Origin of the sequence: Nocardia sp. NPDC002869 (assembly GCF_046764065.1) — a bacterium.
GTDB lineage: Bacteria > Actinomycetota > Actinomycetes > Mycobacteriales > Mycobacteriaceae > Nocardia > Nocardia rhamnosiphila.
This window is the reverse complement of the sequence record NZ_JBKOOL010000147.1, coordinates 1-14,709: the sequence shown is the minus strand read 5'-3', so window position 1 is coordinate 14,709 and position 14,709 is coordinate 1. Positions and strand designations below refer to the sequence as shown.

Sequence of the window (14,709 nt, the reverse complement as noted above, 5' to 3'; positions counted from 1 at the left end):
CGCGGGCCCGGAACCGACGCGGACGCCGCCCTGGTGGCCGGGAGGGCGGACGCCTGCGGCCCATGGTTCGCGGCTGCGGGACACCGGTCGTGCGCAGCCGTGGCACCCGGGGGACGCGGACCACGCACAGTGCCTCCTCGACCTCGGCGAACAGCTCGTCGAAGTCGGGATCCAGTGCGAGCAGCAGGGCATCCACGTTCGCCGTGCCGGTTGCGGTCGATGCGTTCATGGCCGGGTTCCTGGTGTGGCGCCGACCCGGCCGGTCAGGCGTTGATGGCCTGGCGCTCGTGGTCGTGGCGGGCGACCTCGATCTTGCGGGGCTTGGCCTTCTCCGAGACCGGGATCACCAACCGCAGCACCCCGTCGCGATAGTCGGCGCGGATCGCGTCGGTATCGAGGTTCTCGCCCAGGAACAGCTGTCGGCTGAACACGCCGCGGGTGCGTTCGGCGGCCAGCATCGACCGGCCCGAATCCAGCTCCGCCCGTGAGGCCCGCACGGTCAGCACATTGCGTTCGACGTCCAGATCCAGGGAGTCCGGGTCGATGCCGGGCAGATCCAGCTCGACGAAAAAGTTGTCGCCCTCGCGCCAGGCATCCATCGGCATTGCTGCCGGTCGCGCCGGAGTGCCGAAAACCTGCTGAGTCAGACGATCCAGATCGCGGAAGGGATCAGTGCGCATCAACATGGTCGCCACCTCCAGTTCACTCCTTCACTCTCGAAGAGAAACCAGATAATCTGTGTCAACAGACACACATATTGTTTAGCACTCGATGGAGGATAGTGCAAGTGTTGGCAACAGATAGTGACGAAAGGATGGTGAAGAGAGTGCCAGGTGCCGATCGCCAGGGACTCTCCGGGTGCGCGCCCTGTTCGTCTTCATCGGGGCGATGCCCTACCCCGGGTGGCTGGCCGACACGATCGCACTCGACGACCACGGCTTCGTCCTCACAGGCACGAACACGGTCTACGCCCGAGGCGGCGGTACGCATCGGACCGGTGCGCGGTCGCCGAGGACGCTCGAAACAAGCCTGTCCGGCCTGTTCGCCGCGGGCGACGTCCGTAGCGGCTCCGTGAGGCGGGTCGCCTCCGCTGTCGGCGAAGGAGAGATGGCGGTGAAGTGGTGGAAACGATATTGCAGGAACTGAAACCGGACAACCACTCCGCCGCGGTCGAGATCGCCGAGCTACCGGATATGATCCGCGGCTACGAGCAGGTCAAAGCCAGGAATGTCGCCGCCTATCACGACGCCCTCGCTACCAGACCGTCCGCCTACCGAGATCAGCGTGAGCCGGCCCGGCAGGCACGCTGACCCGGAGAAGTCCGCCCCAGAAAGGAGCGCGCCGGACGGGATCTCAGGTCTGGAGATGCTTCATCATGGCCGGAAGTCTATAGCGGGAGGCTACCGACCCGCACTTGAATTATGTTGTCCGGTCATGAGTTTCGCCGGTCGTGCGGGCAGCGCCTTGGAGGTTCGCTATGCCTCATAGCCACCGGCAGCCCGGTGCCTGCCCGGGAACGGGGGTGCGCTGTACCGTCGGGGATGGAAAGATGGGCCGGAATATTCCCGCGGTCGACCAGTGGAGCTCAGGAGAATCCATGCCTACATCAGGAGAGTTCCCCGGCATCGGTATGCCGAGTTTCGAAGCGACCTCGTCCATGGACGGGCTGGGTCCGGTGGAAATGGAATCACCCACCCAGGACCTCGTCGTCGACGGCATCCTCGACACCTTCGTCACCACCGGCCCCGATTCGATGAGTGTCTGGACCGATACCGACCTCGACGGCTACGCCGACCGGCTGAGTGTGGTGGAGAACGACGGCGATTATTCGGCGTGGGAATACCATCGCAATCCGGATGGGACGGGTGAGTGGCGGCAGACCGATCAGGGGAAAGTGGGGGAGTGATCGGGGCGCCGGACGCGCGGAGCGGGATGGAACCGATGCCTGCGCCGACACCTCGGAACCGGTCGTGTGGATCGCGGTGAACCTGTCCGGCGACTTCACGCAAGCACCGGGTCTCCTGGCAGCGCTACTCGCGCCAGACGGGTGGGCGCTTCGCCAGGAAGGCCGCCATCCCTTCCCGGGCGCCGGGAAGTTGAGCGGCGGCGGCCATGACTTCCAGGGCGAGAGCGTAGGCGTCTGCTTCGGGGCGGTCGAGTTGGCTGTAGAGAGTGCGTTTGCCGAGTGCCTTGCTGGCTCGGCTGCCCCGGGTGGCGCGGGCGAGTAATTCGCCTACGGCTGTGTCCAGCTCGGCGTCGGGCACCGCTCGGTTGATCAGGCCCCACTGTTCGGCGGTGCGGGCATCGATCGGGTCGCCGGTGAAGGCAAGCTCCATCAGGCGTTTACGGCCGATGGCGCGGGCCACGGGAACCGCGGGGGTGTGACAGAACCAGCCGCCCTTGCCCCCGGGGAGTGCGAATCCGGCCGATTCGGCGGCGACGGCCAGGTCGCATGAGGCGACCAGTTGGCAGCCGGCCGCTGTGGCCAGACCGTGCACCCGGGCGATCACCACCTGCGGCACCGACTCGATGGTCGACATGAGCTCGGTGCCCAGGGTGAGTAGTTCCCGGACTCCGAGCAGGTCGCGCGCGGCGACGTCGGCGAAATCATGTCCCGCGGAGAACACCGGGCCGTTCGCTCCGAGAACTATCCCGGTGGTGTCGGTCTCGCCGGCGGCCCGGAACGCGGTAAGCAGTTCGGCCAGAGACTCGCCGGACAGGGCATTGCGTCGCTCCGGCCGGTTCATGGTGATGCACACCGTGTCGGTGTCCCGCGCGACCAGCAGATGCCGATGCCCCGAGGCGGTCATATCTCCACCGTAGATCTCTTCGGGCAACGAGACGACATCTCTGGAAGGCCCCGGGCTGCCGGCCGTGCGCCGGAATCGGTGCGCGGGCAGGGCAGGGGTGGTGACAGCTCAGCTGAGCCCGGCGAAGAATTTCTGGATATCGGCGACGAGTACCGCGGGCGCCTCATGTGCCGCGTAGTGGCCGGCCGCGTCGTTGGCGCCGCCTCGGGCTGTGCCGACGTCGTAGGCCTTCCAGCTGACTATATTGCTGTGATCGCGTTCGGCGAATCGGCGGATCGACTGGAAGTCACCCTTGAACATCGCCAGCGCGGTCGGTGTGGTGGTCGGGCCGGTCGGCTGTTGCGCGGAGTGTGCGTCTTCGTAGTAGAACCGGATGGACGAACCGCCGGTGCCGGTCAGCCAGTACAACGCCACATTGCCGATGACGAAGTCCTCGTCCAGGCTTTCGCCGAACAACTGCGCGTTCCAGCCGAGCAGGCCGAGTGGGGAGTCGCTGAGCGCGAAGGCGAGGGTCTGCGGCTGCTGGCTGTGCAGGGTGTTGAACGCCATCTTGTTCTCGTGGAACCACTGCAGATGTGCCAGCGCCGCCAGGTCCGCCTCCGACATTCCCTCGAACTGCGACGGATCATCCGTCGGGAACGAAAAAAGCTGGGTCACATGAACGCCCACGACGCGCTCGGGATCGATTCGGCCGATCTCGGGGGAGATCATCGAGCCGCCGTCGTTGCCGATGGCGCCGTAGTGCTCGTAACCCAGTCGGCTCATCAGCTCTACCCATGCCCGGGCGGTGCGGCGGCAACCCCATCCGGTACTGCGGGTCGGCCCGGAGAACCCGAACCCCGGCAGAGAGGGGATGATCAGGTGGAAGGCAGGTTCCTCCATCGATTCCGGCTCGGTGAGCGGCGCGATCACATCGAGATATTCCAGGATCGAGCCTGGCCAGCCGTGGCTGAGGATCACCGGAAGGGCATCCGCCCGCGAGGACTCGATGTGCAGGAAGTGGATGTCTTCGCCGTCGATCTCGGTGACGAACTGGGGGTAGGCGTTCAGCTTCGCCTCCAGTGCGCGCCAGTCGAATCGCTCCAGCCAATATTCGGCCAGTCCACGCACCCGATCGTTCGGGACACCGTAGGAATCGGCCACGTCGGGCAACTCGTTCGGCCAGATCGCGCGACGCAGCCGGTCGCCCAGGTCGTCGAGCCGGGTCTGGGGGATGTCGATGTGGAAGGGGCGAACGGCGGTCACGGTGTCCTCCTATTGAAACGGAATGTTTCGTTCTGATCAGAAGGTATCAGAACGGACTATTCCGTTTCAAGTGGTAGTCTGAGGCCATGCCGAAGACATCCGAACACTCAGCACGCAAGGGGCTACCCGGGCGAAAGGCGCAGGCCGCCCACAACGACGGGGTCATTCTGGAGGCCGCCCGCGCGGTTTTCCTCGCCGACGCCACCGCGCCGATCGCCGCCGTCGCCGAACGTGCGGGAGTGGGAATCAGCGCGCTGTATCGCCGCTATCCGAGCAAGGAGGCGCTGTTGCGCACCCTCTGTCACGAGGGACTGCGGAGCTATAACGCGGAAGCCGATGCGGCACTGGAGGCTTCGGATGGATGGGACGGACTCGTCGGGTTCCTGCAGCGGATCGTCGACACCGATGTGCACTCGCTGACCGTGCACCTGGCAGGCGCCTTCACTCCGGATGAGTCGATACTCCCCGATGTCGAACATTCCGCCGAGGTCACCGCGGAACTGGTACGGCGCGCGCACGCCTGCGGCCGGCTTCGTGCGGACGTCACCGCATACGACATCGGTCTGATCCTCGAATCGTGTGCGGCGATCACCCTGCCGGACCCGGAACGAACCGCGCGGTTACGTCGGCGAATCCTGGCGATACTGGTTGCCGGGCTGTCCGCCGACGGCGATCTTCCCGGCCCACCCCCGGCGCCGAACGAATTCGCCTGGCGCTGGCAGCGCCGCTGATCCGGCCCCGCGGGGCCGGCCCGCCCGCGGTTGGTGGCGGGTCGACTCGCCTAGGTTCTCGAATATGGATAACGACGGACCCAGCCGGACTGCGCTCATCACCGCGTATGCCCGCGCCTATCACCAGATCGCCGACCACCCTCCGATCTTCACCGACCCTATGGCAGCGCGTCTGCTCGGTGCCACCGCAGAGGAATTGACCGAATTGGGCACGACCGACTCCCTCGGTCTCGCGGTCAGCGATCGGTCCCGCCGCCTGTTCTTCGCCGCACGCGCCCGCTTCGCCGAGGACGCCGTGGCCGCGGCCGTCGCCACTGGTGTGCGGCAGGTCGTGATCCTCGGCGCGGGCCTGGATACTTTCGCCTATCGGAATCCGCTCCCGGACTTGCGTGTTTTCGAAGTCGACCACCCCGCCACCCAGGCGTGGAAGCGTGAACGTCTCACTGCAGCCGGAATCGACCGTCCTGAAACGTTGACCTTCGTCTCGGTCGACTTCGAAAAAAGCACTCTGGCAACAGGACTGGAATCCAGCGGGTTCGAACGCGCGGACCCGGCCGTCTTCGTGTGGCTCGGTGTCGTGTTCTATCTGACCCCGGACGCCGCCCATGCCACCCTCGAATACATCGCCGGCCAGGCCCGGCGGGTCGAGGTGATCTTCGACTACCTGCAGCCTGCGGTCGGCGACGAGGACCGTGCGTACCAGCAGGTACGTGCCGATCGGCTGGCCGCCGCCGGCGAACCCGTGTGCAGCTACTTCACGCCCGACGACCTCGCCGCACAGCTGCGCGCCCTCGGCTTCACCGACCTCGAAGATCACTCCGCTCCCGATCTCGTCGCCGGATACCTCGACGGATCCGTGACATTCGGGGGCGAACCGCCCCGCACACTGCGCGCAAACCGCATACTGCGCGCGAGCCGCTGAGGATTGCGGCCGCGGTTGCCTCCATGAGCTGAGCGTCCAGGCGCGGGAGCGTCGGGCCAGGACGACCGCGGCCGGCCTGCGCCGTGACCGGTCCGCCCGCCTCACCGGTTGCAGTGCGGGCGTTGACCGAACTCGGTGTCATTCTGGCGGATCGGGGCGGAGTCGGCCGAGGTGGTCCGGGTCGGGGGCCGGTGGTCCCTGGTCGGGCCGCCGATGGTCGGTGTCGCCGGACCCGACCCTGTTCGCGCGCTCGGCGAGGGCGGTAAGGGCGAGGTGGGCGTCGGCGGTGTAGCACATGATTTTGCCTTTGTGGTTCTTCGAGCGGCCGAGTATTCCGGCGTCGGAAAGCTCGGCGAGGGCACGGTGGGCTGCGACGGTCGAGACGCCATACCGGGTGGCGGCCGATTCGGTGGTGAGTACGGGGTGTGTGGACAGGTCGGCGAGGATCTTCATGGCGACTGCGTCCCGGCGGGGTAGGGCGGGGCTGGTGCCCTGCCTGCGACGGTGCTCGACCAGGCGTTGCAGGAGTTGCTCGTCGAGTGCGGCGGCGTCCTGGGCCAGCCGCACTCCGGTCTGTGCTGCTTGCTCGGCGGCCTGGGCGAACCCGATGACCCACTCGTCGGTGTGCGGTGTCATATCGCGGTAGGAGGTCAGGCCTGCCAGGTAGGCATCGGTGCGGGCGGCGAACACGGTGCTGATCGGGATCAGGGTGTACCGCAGGGCGTCGCAGCGCCGCAGTACGGTGTGGATGAGGGCGCGGCCGGTGCGTCCGTTGCCGTCGATGAACGGGTGGATCGTCTCGAACTGTGCGTGGGCGATCGCGGCTCGCACGACCGGATTGCCGTGGGTGGCGGTCAGGAATGTGGCCACGTCGGCGACCAGGGCGGGGACCTCGGACTCGGGCGGGGGTACGAAGTCGGCCCGCAGCGGACTCCAGCCGGGTCCGCCCACCCAGTTCTGTTCGGTTCGCAGGCCGGCGGGTAAGCGGGGTTCGATGGTGTGCTGCAGGTCCACGATGTCCTGTGTCGTGATGGGTTTGGATCGGTCGGCCAGGGAATCGATGGCCTGCTCGGTGGCGTGCACAGTGGCCACTACGTCCAGGGCGGTGCGGGTGCCCGATTGCAGCAATTCGGCGATGGCGAGTTTTTTGGGGGTGATGCGGTTGCCCTCGATCCAGGACGAGGAGATCGACTCGGATCGGATCAGCAGGTGATTGAGGTAGGTGCCCCGGGGTCCGATGCGTTCGTCAGCCCTGGCCAGCACCGCCAACGTGTCTTCGGCGGCCTGCTGGGCCCGGGGTCCGATCTGCGGTAGATCGACCCCCAGCGGGTCGGGGACGTAGGCCCGGTAAGTTCCGGCCTGCCGGTCCCTACGTGCGAGCAGGCCCTCGTCCGACGGCTGCCACAGCCGTTCCACGTACTTCGCCACGGACGCTCCTCACCCTTCACCTTCACGGCGAAAAACTAATCTTATAGTATCTAAAGTTAATTTTATGGCTGATCGCAGAAGGTTGGACAGGTGCGCGGAGGTCTTCGCGATCATTGCCCGGCGAAGCGGATAACCGTCCCACGGACCGGTTATCCGTCGAGGCCATCGCCGCCTATGAGGCGGTGCGGGCCGAGTATCCGGTCGTCGGCGCGACTCTGCACACCACTTCGGTACGGATTGTCGTGGCGGGCGCCGCGGACCTGGAGGATATCCGCGAACTCGCACGGAGGGCGGCGCCGGGGCTGGACGCAGACGCCATCTCGGTCACCAGCAGAGGCGGTATGTGGACTACGGCGAGTACAGCGTATTCCCGGTATACAGCGGTAGGTGACGCCGTCGTTCCCAAGCAGCTCGTCGGGTCCCCGGCGCGCGGGACATCGACTTCTACAACGATATGAACGTCCTCGTGGCGTCGGAGACTCTTCGAGGGTTCGATAACGGTGGTCGCGGAACCGAGGGCTGATCGAGGTACGTGGGGCCGCAGGCCAAGCGGATCGCAAGTCGTCGCCAAGCAGGCTCGGCGACGGTGGGCATCGTCTCGCGCGGCCTGTCGGTCGCCCGCCCCGACGACCTCGTGAAGGACGGTCTGCTGTGTCCGTTTCGCCCGTGCTCTCCCCGCCGCCCCGGCCCTCGACTCCGCCCCCATGGCTGCGCGCATCCGATCCGGCCGCGACACCGGTGGTCGTGGCCCCGAGCCCGGTCATGCAGCGCGTCACCCTGGCCGTGGTGTGTCTGGCGACAGCGATGCTGATGCTCGACATCGCCATCGTCAACACCGCACTTCCGGCCATGGCTCGTGAGTTCGACGCCGGCATGTCCGCGCTGAAGTGGGTCGTCGACGGCTACACCATCACCCTGGCGGCGCTGGTCCTCAGTGCCGGAGGGTGGGCCGACAGGTTCGGCCGGCGCCGCGTGTTCCGCTGCGGCGCGGTGATATTCACGGCCTCTTCGATTGTGTGTGCGATGGCAGGCGGGATGGGTGTGCTCATCGCCGGCCGCATCGTGCAGGGGGTGGGCGGTGCGCTGCTGTTCGCGTCGTCGCTGGCGGTCCTGGCCGATGCCTTCCCCCAACCGGCCGCGCGGACGAAGGCGCTGGCCGCTTACGGAGCGACGATCGGCGCATCCTTCGCCGTGGGGCCGCTGGTCGGCGGCGTTCTCACCGAGACCATCGACTGGCGTGCCATCTTCGCGCTCAACCTTCCCATCGGCCTGGTGATGATCTTTGCGACCCGATGGCTTCGGGAATCGGCGAGCACGTCGCCCCGTCGAGGTGACCGGGTCGGACAGGTGCTGGTGATCGTTGCTCTGGGTGCGCTCACCTTCGGCCTGATCGAAGCCAACGACCGTGGCTGGACCGACGCGGTCACTGTGGGCATGCTGGGCATGGCGATTGTCGCCGCCGTCGGGTTCGTCGCGGTGGAAAGCCGAGTCGCCGAGCCGATGTTGCCGCTGTCGATGTTGCGCAACGCGCGGTTCGCCGGTGCGCACCTGGCCACCTTCGCGATCTCGGCGTCGATGTTCGCGTTGTTCGTCTACACAACGATCTACCTGCAGGGCGTCCTCGGCCTGTCCGCGATCGAAGCCGGGCTGGTGTATCTGCCCGGGACGATGACGATGTTCGTCGTCGCGGGGCTGACCGATCAACTGATCCGACGGGTGCCGGCGAGTGCGCTGCTCGCCGGGTCGATGGTCGCGGTGGCGGGTGGCCTGGCCTGGATGACGACCGGCGGGGTGGAGGGGTCGGGCTGGGGCCTGCTGCCCGGCTTCCTGCTGGCCTGTGTCGGCGCGGGTGTGTTCAATCCCGTGGTCAGCGGCTTGGTGCTGACCGAGAGCTCCGACGACGACGCCGGCCTGGCCGCCGGTATCAACGATGTGTTCCGGCAGTCGGGTATCGCGCTCGGCGTCGCGGCTCTCGGTGCGGTCTTCCCCGCGCAGTCGGTGCTCCACGGTGGATCGCGGACCGAGTTCGTCTCGTCACTGCACACCGCGTTGTGGATCGGCGTCGGGGTCGCGCTGGCCGGTGCCGCGGTCTGCGCGGTGACCATGAGGCAGCCGCGGGCGTGATGTCCAGCGCGGGACGTACCGTGCTCTTACACTTCTGATGATCGCAACATCTGGGTTGCACCAATCGACCGTCGCAGCACCCGCGCTGCTCGGGAGCCGGTGAAGGAGTCGCCCGGTGCGCGAGTATCTCGTCCTCGGGGCATTGGATGTTCGCCAGGACGGTGTGCCGGGTGATCTCGGATCACCCAAGCAGCGTGCCGTCCTGGCCGCGCTGCTCCTCGCCAGGGGCGCGGTGGTGTCCACCGACCGGCTCATCGACGCGGTGTGGGGTGCGACGCCGCCCGCCGCCGCACTGACCAGCCTGCAGGCCTACATCTCCAATCTGCGGCGCGCACTGCGATGCGGCGCCGGCAGGTCGCCGATCGAACGTGTCAGTCCCGGCTATCGGCTCGATGTCACCGGTGACCGGGTGGATCTGATCGAGTTCATCACGCACGCCCATGCGGCGCGACGTGCGACCGTCGACTCGGACTGGGCCGTGGCGCTGGCCGAAAGCGAAGCCGCGTTGGCGCTCTGGCGCGGCCCGCTGCTCGCGGAGTTCGCCGACACGGAGTGGGTGGTCGTCGAGTCGGTGGCACTGGCCGAATCACTGACCGCGGTGCGAGACGCGCACATCGGTGCGCTGCTCGCCCACGGCGACATGGCCGGCGCACTCGCGGAGATCAGTGTGCTGCGCCGCGACGACCCGTTGCGCGATCGAGGCGTCTGGCTTCAGATGGTGGCGCTACATCGGGCGGGCCGTACCACCGAAGCCCTCGATGTCCACGCCGGGCATGTGCGGGCTCTCGGCGCGGAACTCGGACTCGATCCGGGCCCCGAACTGCGCGAACTGCATTCGGCGATCCTGCGTCACGACCCGGTGATCGCGGCCTGGCCGCGGACGCCGAACTGGGCGGGGGCCACAGCGGTCGAGGCGCCCGAGTCTCCGGGTGCCGACCCATCGCCGCCGCGGGATGCCGGCCTACCCGTCCGGCCGCTGGTCGGCCGGGAGTCCGAATGCGCAGCCCTGGCAGCACAGTTCGCCGCCGACTCGTCGTCGACCAGTCGCTGGGTGCTGCTCCAGGGACCGGCGGGGATCGGCAAGACCCGGCTCGCGGAGGAGGCCGCCCGGCTGGCCGACGGCGCGGGGGAGCGGATCGTCTGGGTGCGCTGCCCCGACGCCGAGGGTATCCCGGCATGGTGGCCGATGCGGCAGCTGTGCCGTGCGTTCGACGCGACCGCATCCGAGGTGTTGTCGGTGCCCGACGGCGCCGATGCCGACACCGCTCGGTTCGTCGTCTACGAACGGCTCCAGCACCTCCTGGAGGAGGCCGCCGCACGCGGCCCCCTGACCGTGATCATCGACGACGCCCAATGGGCCGATGCGATGTCACTCGGCTTCCTGACCTATCTCACCGGCGTGCTGCGTAACGCGCCGGTGTGCATGATCGTCACGGTCCGCGATGACGAGGTCGACGCGGACGTGGACCGGCTGCGGGCGACGCTGGTCCGCGCCCACGGCCTGGTCATCGAAGTTCCCCGGCTGGCGACTACCGAGGTCGCGACGCTGGTCGCGGAGATCGCGGGTGAGGCGATCACCGACTCCGACGCGCGCACGCTGGCGCGTCGCACCGATGGCAATCCGCTGTTCGTCTCCGAATACGCGCGTCTGCCCCGGGACCAGCGGCTCGGGCAGGTGGTGCCGTCGGCGGTGCGATCGGTGCTCGCCCGGCGCCTGGCGGCTCTCGAACCGGAGGTCCTCGCGGTCGTCGCGCATGCCGCGGTTCTCGGCGACGAGATCGATGTCTCCCTCCTCGCCGAGGTCATGGGACGAGATGAGGACACCGTCATGGATTGCCTCGACGAGGCCGCCGACGAGCGAATTCTGGTCACGTCGCCCGTCCGGGGCGATACCGGCTTCGCGCACGCGCTGCTCCGCGAGGAGGCGCTCGCCACCATCCGTCCGTTGCGGCGGGCGCGGATGCACGCGCGAGCGGCCGACGTCCTGCTGCGGCTCGGCATCCCCGACGCGACCCGGCGACGGGCCGCGCACCTGTTGTCGGCGGTCGCGGTGACCGATCCGGTCGTCGTGGTGGAGGCGTGCCGCGCGGCGGCCGCCGAAGCCACCGCGCAGTGGGACTCGGGGAACGCCGCCTACTGGCTGGAATCCGCGCTGCGGACCTACGAGGGGATGGCGCCCGCCGAACAGGACGTGTCCGCCCGCGACGGCATCCTGATCGATCTGCTCGAGTCGCTGTCGCGGGCAGGGCGCGCGCGGTCGGTGCTGGAGACCGTCGAGGCGCGACTGGACGAGGCGGTGCGCCGCGGTTCGACGGCGACCGTCGGCCGACTGGCCGGCGCACTGGTCCGATCGGGTGGCGGGTGGCCGTGGATGGCGCCGTGGGGCGGTCCGGGACGGTTGCATACCGTGCTGGCCACCGCAGAGGGCGCGGTCGAGAGCGATGCGGGCAGCCGGGCACGGGTGCTCGCCGCACTTGCGATCGGGCACTGCTACCACCCCGACGCGTCGGTCCCGGCCGGACTGCTCGAACGTGCCGAGTCGCTGGCCGGCGCTGTGGCCGATCCCGAGGTCACCGCCGATGTCGTACTGGCTCGGCTGATCACCTATTCCGGCGTCGCCGACCATGTGGAGGAGTCGATCGCGGTGGCCGCGCGGCTCGGCGCCCTCGATCACCCGCAGGCGCCGGTCGACCGGGTGATCGCGGACTCGGTACTCACCATGTCGCTGATGGCGATCGGGGATATGGGGGCCACCGAGGAGCTCCTGCGGCGCGGGATCCTCGGCAGTGAACGGCTCAAGTTGCCGATCCTGCGAGCGCAGCTGCGGTGGATGGAGCTGACGCTGGCGGTGTGGCGCGGGGAGTTCGCGCTGGCCGCCGAGCATTATCAGATCGCGGTGGCCGTGCATCGGGAGACCGAACTGTACGTCGCGGACAGCGGCGCGATCGCGATGATGGCATTGGCCACCGAACAGGGCCTGCTCGACGACGCCGTGGAAACCGGCGACCTCGATCCGGTCACCTGGGCGAAGGCCATGGCCGCGGAGTTCGGTTTGAACGATGTCGCAATGCTCCTCGCCTCGGGGGTGGCGTCCATCGCGGGTCGCGCCGGCGATACCGAACTGGCCGTCGCGATGGTCGAGGCGTGGCTCGCCGACGAACGACCCATGGTGTGGACATCCCTGGCGCAGGCGGTGCTGCTCGGTCACGTTGTCGCCGATCTGGGCCTCGTCGGCTACGCACAGCCGCTCATCGACTATCTGATGCCGTTCAAGGCGATGGTGGCCACGGTGGGCCAGGTGGGTTGTGTCGGTCCGGTCGGGCTGTCCATCGCGCAGTTGCTGGCGCTCGTCGGACGCCCGGAGGCGGCCCGGCAGATCCTCGACGATGTCGCGGCGCTCGCGGCGAGGACCGGAGGCCTGCCGGCTGCCGTGCGGTGCCGCCTCCTGCGCGCAGTGCTGGCCCCCGGGGGCGCCGAGCGCGACGCCGAGCTCCGGGATGTGGAACGGGTGGCGGCTGCTGTGGGGCTGACGCAGGTCGCCGAGCGTGCGCGCGAGGCCGTCGGTGTTGCGCCAAGTCATCACCAAGGTTTCCCCAAATAACGCGGATGACAGTGAGGGCACGGCAACCAGCCGCCGAAGTTCCGCACAGAAAAGGTCTCCGCCATGACGCTCTCCATCGACGGTGCCGACATCGCTGATCTGCGCTCCCGTGTCCGAGGTGTCGTCTCGCGGCCGACAGAGCCGGCTTATGCCACAGCCGGATTCAACCTCGCCGTGTCCCGGCGGCCGTGGGCGGTGATCGATCCGGTCGATGCCGCCGATATCGCCGCGACACTGCGCTACGCCGCCGACAACTCCTTCACTGTGGCGGTGCACAATTCCGGACACGGCGCCTTCGACATCGACGGCAACTCTCTGCTGGTTCGCACCTCGGGGTTCGATCGCTGCGAGATCGATGTCACCACCCGTACGGCCAGGGTGGGCGCGGGTGTCCGCTGGCAGACGGTGATCGACGCCGCGGCACCGCACGGACTGGCCCCCCTCGCGGGTTCGGCGCCGGCTGTCGGGGTGATGGGCTATCTCACCGGTGGCGGAATCGGACCGTTCGTCCGGACGGTCGGGCTGTCCTCCGATTACATCCGCTCGTTCGAGGTCGTCACCGGTGACGGCAACATCCACCAGGTGACGCCGGAGACGAATGCCGAACTGTTCTGGGGGCTGCGCGGCGGCAAGGGCACACTCGGGATCGTTACCGAGGTGGTCATCGATCTGCTTCCGATCACCGAATTCTACGGCGGTGCAGTCTATTTCGACGGCACTGCGGCGGCGGATGTGTACGCGGCGTGGCTGCGCCTGGCGGCGGACCTGCCGCGTTCGGCGACTACGTCCATCGCGCTGCTCCAGCTCCCGGACCAGCCGGGTGTGCCACCGGTGCTGGCCGGTCGGACGACGGTGTCCGTGCGGCTGGCCAGCCTCGACGATCCCGGCGCGGCGGCCGCGCTGCTCGACGAGGTCCGTGCGGCAGGGCCGGTGCTTCTCGACGCGATCGGCACCTTGCCCTACGCGGCGATGGGTGCGGTGCACGCCGACCCGGTCGACCCGATGCCCACTTCCGAGCGCAGCGGCCTGCTCTCGGAGGTGTCCCCGGAGTTGATCGCCGAACTCTTGCGGCAGGCCGGGCCGGGCTCGGGATCGCCGCAGGTTGTCGTCGAGTTGCGGCTGCTCGGCGGTGCGCTGGCCGACCCGCCGTCGGTGCCGTCGGCCTTCGACCATCGCGGGGCGGCGGCGAATGTCATGGTGATCGGCGCGCTGGTCCCACCCATCGCCGACGTGGTACCCGCACATGCCGAAGGTCTCATCGCCGCACTGTCACCGTGGGCGACCGGTGGCGAGCTTCCCAACTTCGGTACGTCGACCGACCCGGCACGTCTGCGCCGGTGTTACGACCAGGACACCTATGCCTGGCTGGCCGCACTCGGCGCTCAACACGACCCGGCCGGGGTGCTCCGGGTGGGTGCCGTGGCCCGCTGACCGGTGGAGCGTTTCGAGCACGGGAAGCCACCGGGATCGGATGCGGAGGGCGTCGCGGCGCGTCGATCCCCCGGGACGGTGAGGATGCCGTTCCGATCCGGTGATCGTGCCCACCGGCGGGGTGTGGGCACGATCACAGCGGCCTCAATCCCACGGGCCCGGGCCGAGGCCGGCCAGTGCGGTACTGGCTCGCCAGAGCCGAGCGGCAGTATCGGGGTCGGTCATATGCGCATGGGGTGATTCCGGATGTGGGCGCCCACGGAGACCGGCCACCCTGGGCCCCCACAGCTGTCCGCCGGACACGTCGGAGCCGAGGAGTGCTCGCACGATCGGCCGTGCTCCGGCGTGTTTGCCGTGGAGCACAGCTCGTGCGGGGAGCCCGCGCAGGCGCTCCGCGTCGGTCGGGGCGAACAGCGG

At 68.4% G+C, this 14,709-nt stretch carries 13 protein-coding genes and 1 pseudogene; 8 read left to right on the top strand and 6 right to left on the bottom strand.

The features are described from left to right. The coding region (locus ACLML9_RS22640; RefSeq protein WP_411947406.1) for a hypothetical protein at nt 1-229 on the bottom strand (229 nt) is incomplete at its 3' end. A 34-nt stretch (nt 230-263) separates the two neighbouring features. Continuing rightward, the gene (locus tag ACLML9_RS22635; RefSeq protein ID WP_411947408.1) at nt 264-686 is read right to left on the bottom strand and encodes an Hsp20/alpha crystallin family protein; all 423 of its coding nucleotides are present in this window, start codon (nt 684-686) and stop codon (nt 264-266) included. A gap of 172 nt (nt 687-858) precedes the next feature. Between ACLML9_RS22635 and ACLML9_RS22630 the strand changes: the two genes are divergently transcribed. From ACLML9_RS22630 to ACLML9_RS22620, 3 genes are all read left to right on the top strand, one after another. Next, a complete protein-coding gene (locus ACLML9_RS22630; protein ID WP_411947405.1) occupies nt 859-1,146 on the top strand; it encodes a hypothetical protein in 288 nt (95 codons plus the stop codon). Further along, on the top strand, nt 1,122-1,310 hold the full coding sequence (locus ACLML9_RS22625; protein ID WP_411947404.1) for a DUF6537 domain-containing protein: 189 nt from the start codon (nt 1,122-1,124) through the stop codon (nt 1,308-1,310). The genes ACLML9_RS22630 and ACLML9_RS22625 overlap by 25 nt, the downstream gene beginning before the upstream one ends. A gap of 287 nt (nt 1,311-1,597) precedes the next feature. Then, on the top strand, nt 1,598-1,906 hold the full coding sequence (locus tag ACLML9_RS22620; RefSeq protein WP_356955888.1) for a DUF6802 family protein: 309 nt from the start codon (nt 1,598-1,600) through the stop codon (nt 1,904-1,906). A gap of 124 nt (nt 1,907-2,030) precedes the next feature. Here the strand turns inward: ACLML9_RS22620 and ACLML9_RS22615 are convergent, their stop codons facing one another. Beyond that, complete coding sequence (locus ACLML9_RS22615; RefSeq protein ID WP_411947403.1) at nt 2,031-2,810, bottom strand: enoyl-CoA hydratase-related protein; 780 nt, start codon at nt 2,808-2,810, stop codon at nt 2,031-2,033. Nucleotides 2,811-2,918: 108 nt separating this feature from the next. After that, nucleotides 2,919-4,055 (bottom strand): epoxide hydrolase family protein, encoded by a 1,137-nt coding sequence (locus ACLML9_RS22610; protein WP_411947402.1) that lies wholly within the window; start codon nt 4,053-4,055, stop codon nt 2,919-2,921. An 86-nt stretch (nt 4,056-4,141) separates the two neighbouring features. Between ACLML9_RS22610 and ACLML9_RS22605 the strand changes: the two genes are divergently transcribed. Together ACLML9_RS22605 and ACLML9_RS22600 are read left to right on the top strand one after the other, a co-directional pair. Continuing rightward, nucleotides 4,142-4,786, top strand: a complete 645-nt coding sequence (locus ACLML9_RS22605; protein WP_411947401.1) for a TetR/AcrR family transcriptional regulator — start codon at nt 4,142-4,144, stop codon at nt 4,784-4,786. A 64-nt stretch (nt 4,787-4,850) separates the two neighbouring features. Beyond that, nucleotides 4,851-5,708 carry a class I SAM-dependent methyltransferase gene (locus ACLML9_RS22600; protein WP_411947400.1) on the top strand — a complete coding sequence of 286 codons (858 nt, stop codon included), beginning with the start codon at nt 4,851-4,853 and terminating at the stop codon, nt 5,706-5,708. Between the two features lie 138 nt (nt 5,709-5,846). On the opposite strand, the gene ACLML9_RS22595 is transcribed toward ACLML9_RS22600, so the two are convergent. After that, nucleotides 5,847-7,136: a Fic family protein gene (locus ACLML9_RS22595; protein WP_411947399.1), complete on the bottom strand. Its 1,290-nt coding sequence runs from the start codon at nt 7,134-7,136 to the stop codon at nt 5,847-5,849. A 762-nt stretch (nt 7,137-7,898) separates the two neighbouring features. On the opposite strand from ACLML9_RS22595, the gene ACLML9_RS22590 reads away from it, so the two are divergent. From ACLML9_RS22590 to ACLML9_RS22580, 3 genes are all read left to right on the top strand, one after another. Next, the gene (locus tag ACLML9_RS22590) at nt 7,899-9,260 is read left to right on the top strand and encodes an MFS transporter (RefSeq protein ID WP_411947407.1); all 1,362 of its coding nucleotides are present in this window, start codon (nt 7,899-7,901) and stop codon (nt 9,258-9,260) included. A gap of 115 nt (nt 9,261-9,375) precedes the next feature. Beyond that, entirely contained in the window at nt 9,376-12,861 is a 3,486-nt protein-coding gene (locus ACLML9_RS22585) for a BTAD domain-containing putative transcriptional regulator (RefSeq protein WP_411947398.1), read from the top strand. A gap of 63 nt (nt 12,862-12,924) precedes the next feature. Then, nucleotides 12,925-14,292: an FAD-binding oxidoreductase gene (locus tag ACLML9_RS22580; RefSeq protein ID WP_411947397.1), complete on the top strand. Its 1,368-nt coding sequence runs from the start codon at nt 12,925-12,927 to the stop codon at nt 14,290-14,292. A gap of 144 nt (nt 14,293-14,436) precedes the next feature. Here the strand turns inward: ACLML9_RS22580 and ACLML9_RS22575 are convergent. Then, nucleotides 14,437-14,709 (bottom strand): annotated as a pseudogene (locus ACLML9_RS22575) (hypothetical protein); the annotation flags it as partial.

Coding starts and splice junctions, on each gene's coding strand:
- ACLML9_RS22635 (WP_411947408.1), bottom strand. CDS start 686: ATGTTGATGCGCACTGATCCCTTCCGCGATCTGGATCGTCTGACTCAG.
- ACLML9_RS22620 (WP_356955888.1), top strand. CDS start 1,598: ATGCCTACATCAGGAGAGTTCCCCGGCATCGGTATGCCGAGTTTCGAA.
- ACLML9_RS22615 (WP_411947403.1), bottom strand. CDS start 2,810: ATGACCGCCTCGGGGCATCGGCATCTGCTGGTCGCGCGGGACACCGAC.
- ACLML9_RS22605 (WP_411947401.1), top strand. CDS start 4,142: ATGCCGAAGACATCCGAACACTCAGCACGCAAGGGGCTACCCGGGCGA.
- ACLML9_RS22600 (WP_411947400.1), top strand. CDS start 4,851: ATGGATAACGACGGACCCAGCCGGACTGCGCTCATCACCGCGTATGCC.
- ACLML9_RS22590 (WP_411947407.1), top strand. CDS start 7,899: ATGCAGCGCGTCACCCTGGCCGTGGTGTGTCTGGCGACAGCGATGCTG.
- ACLML9_RS22580 (WP_411947397.1), top strand. CDS start 12,925: ATGACGCTCTCCATCGACGGTGCCGACATCGCTGATCTGCGCTCCCGT.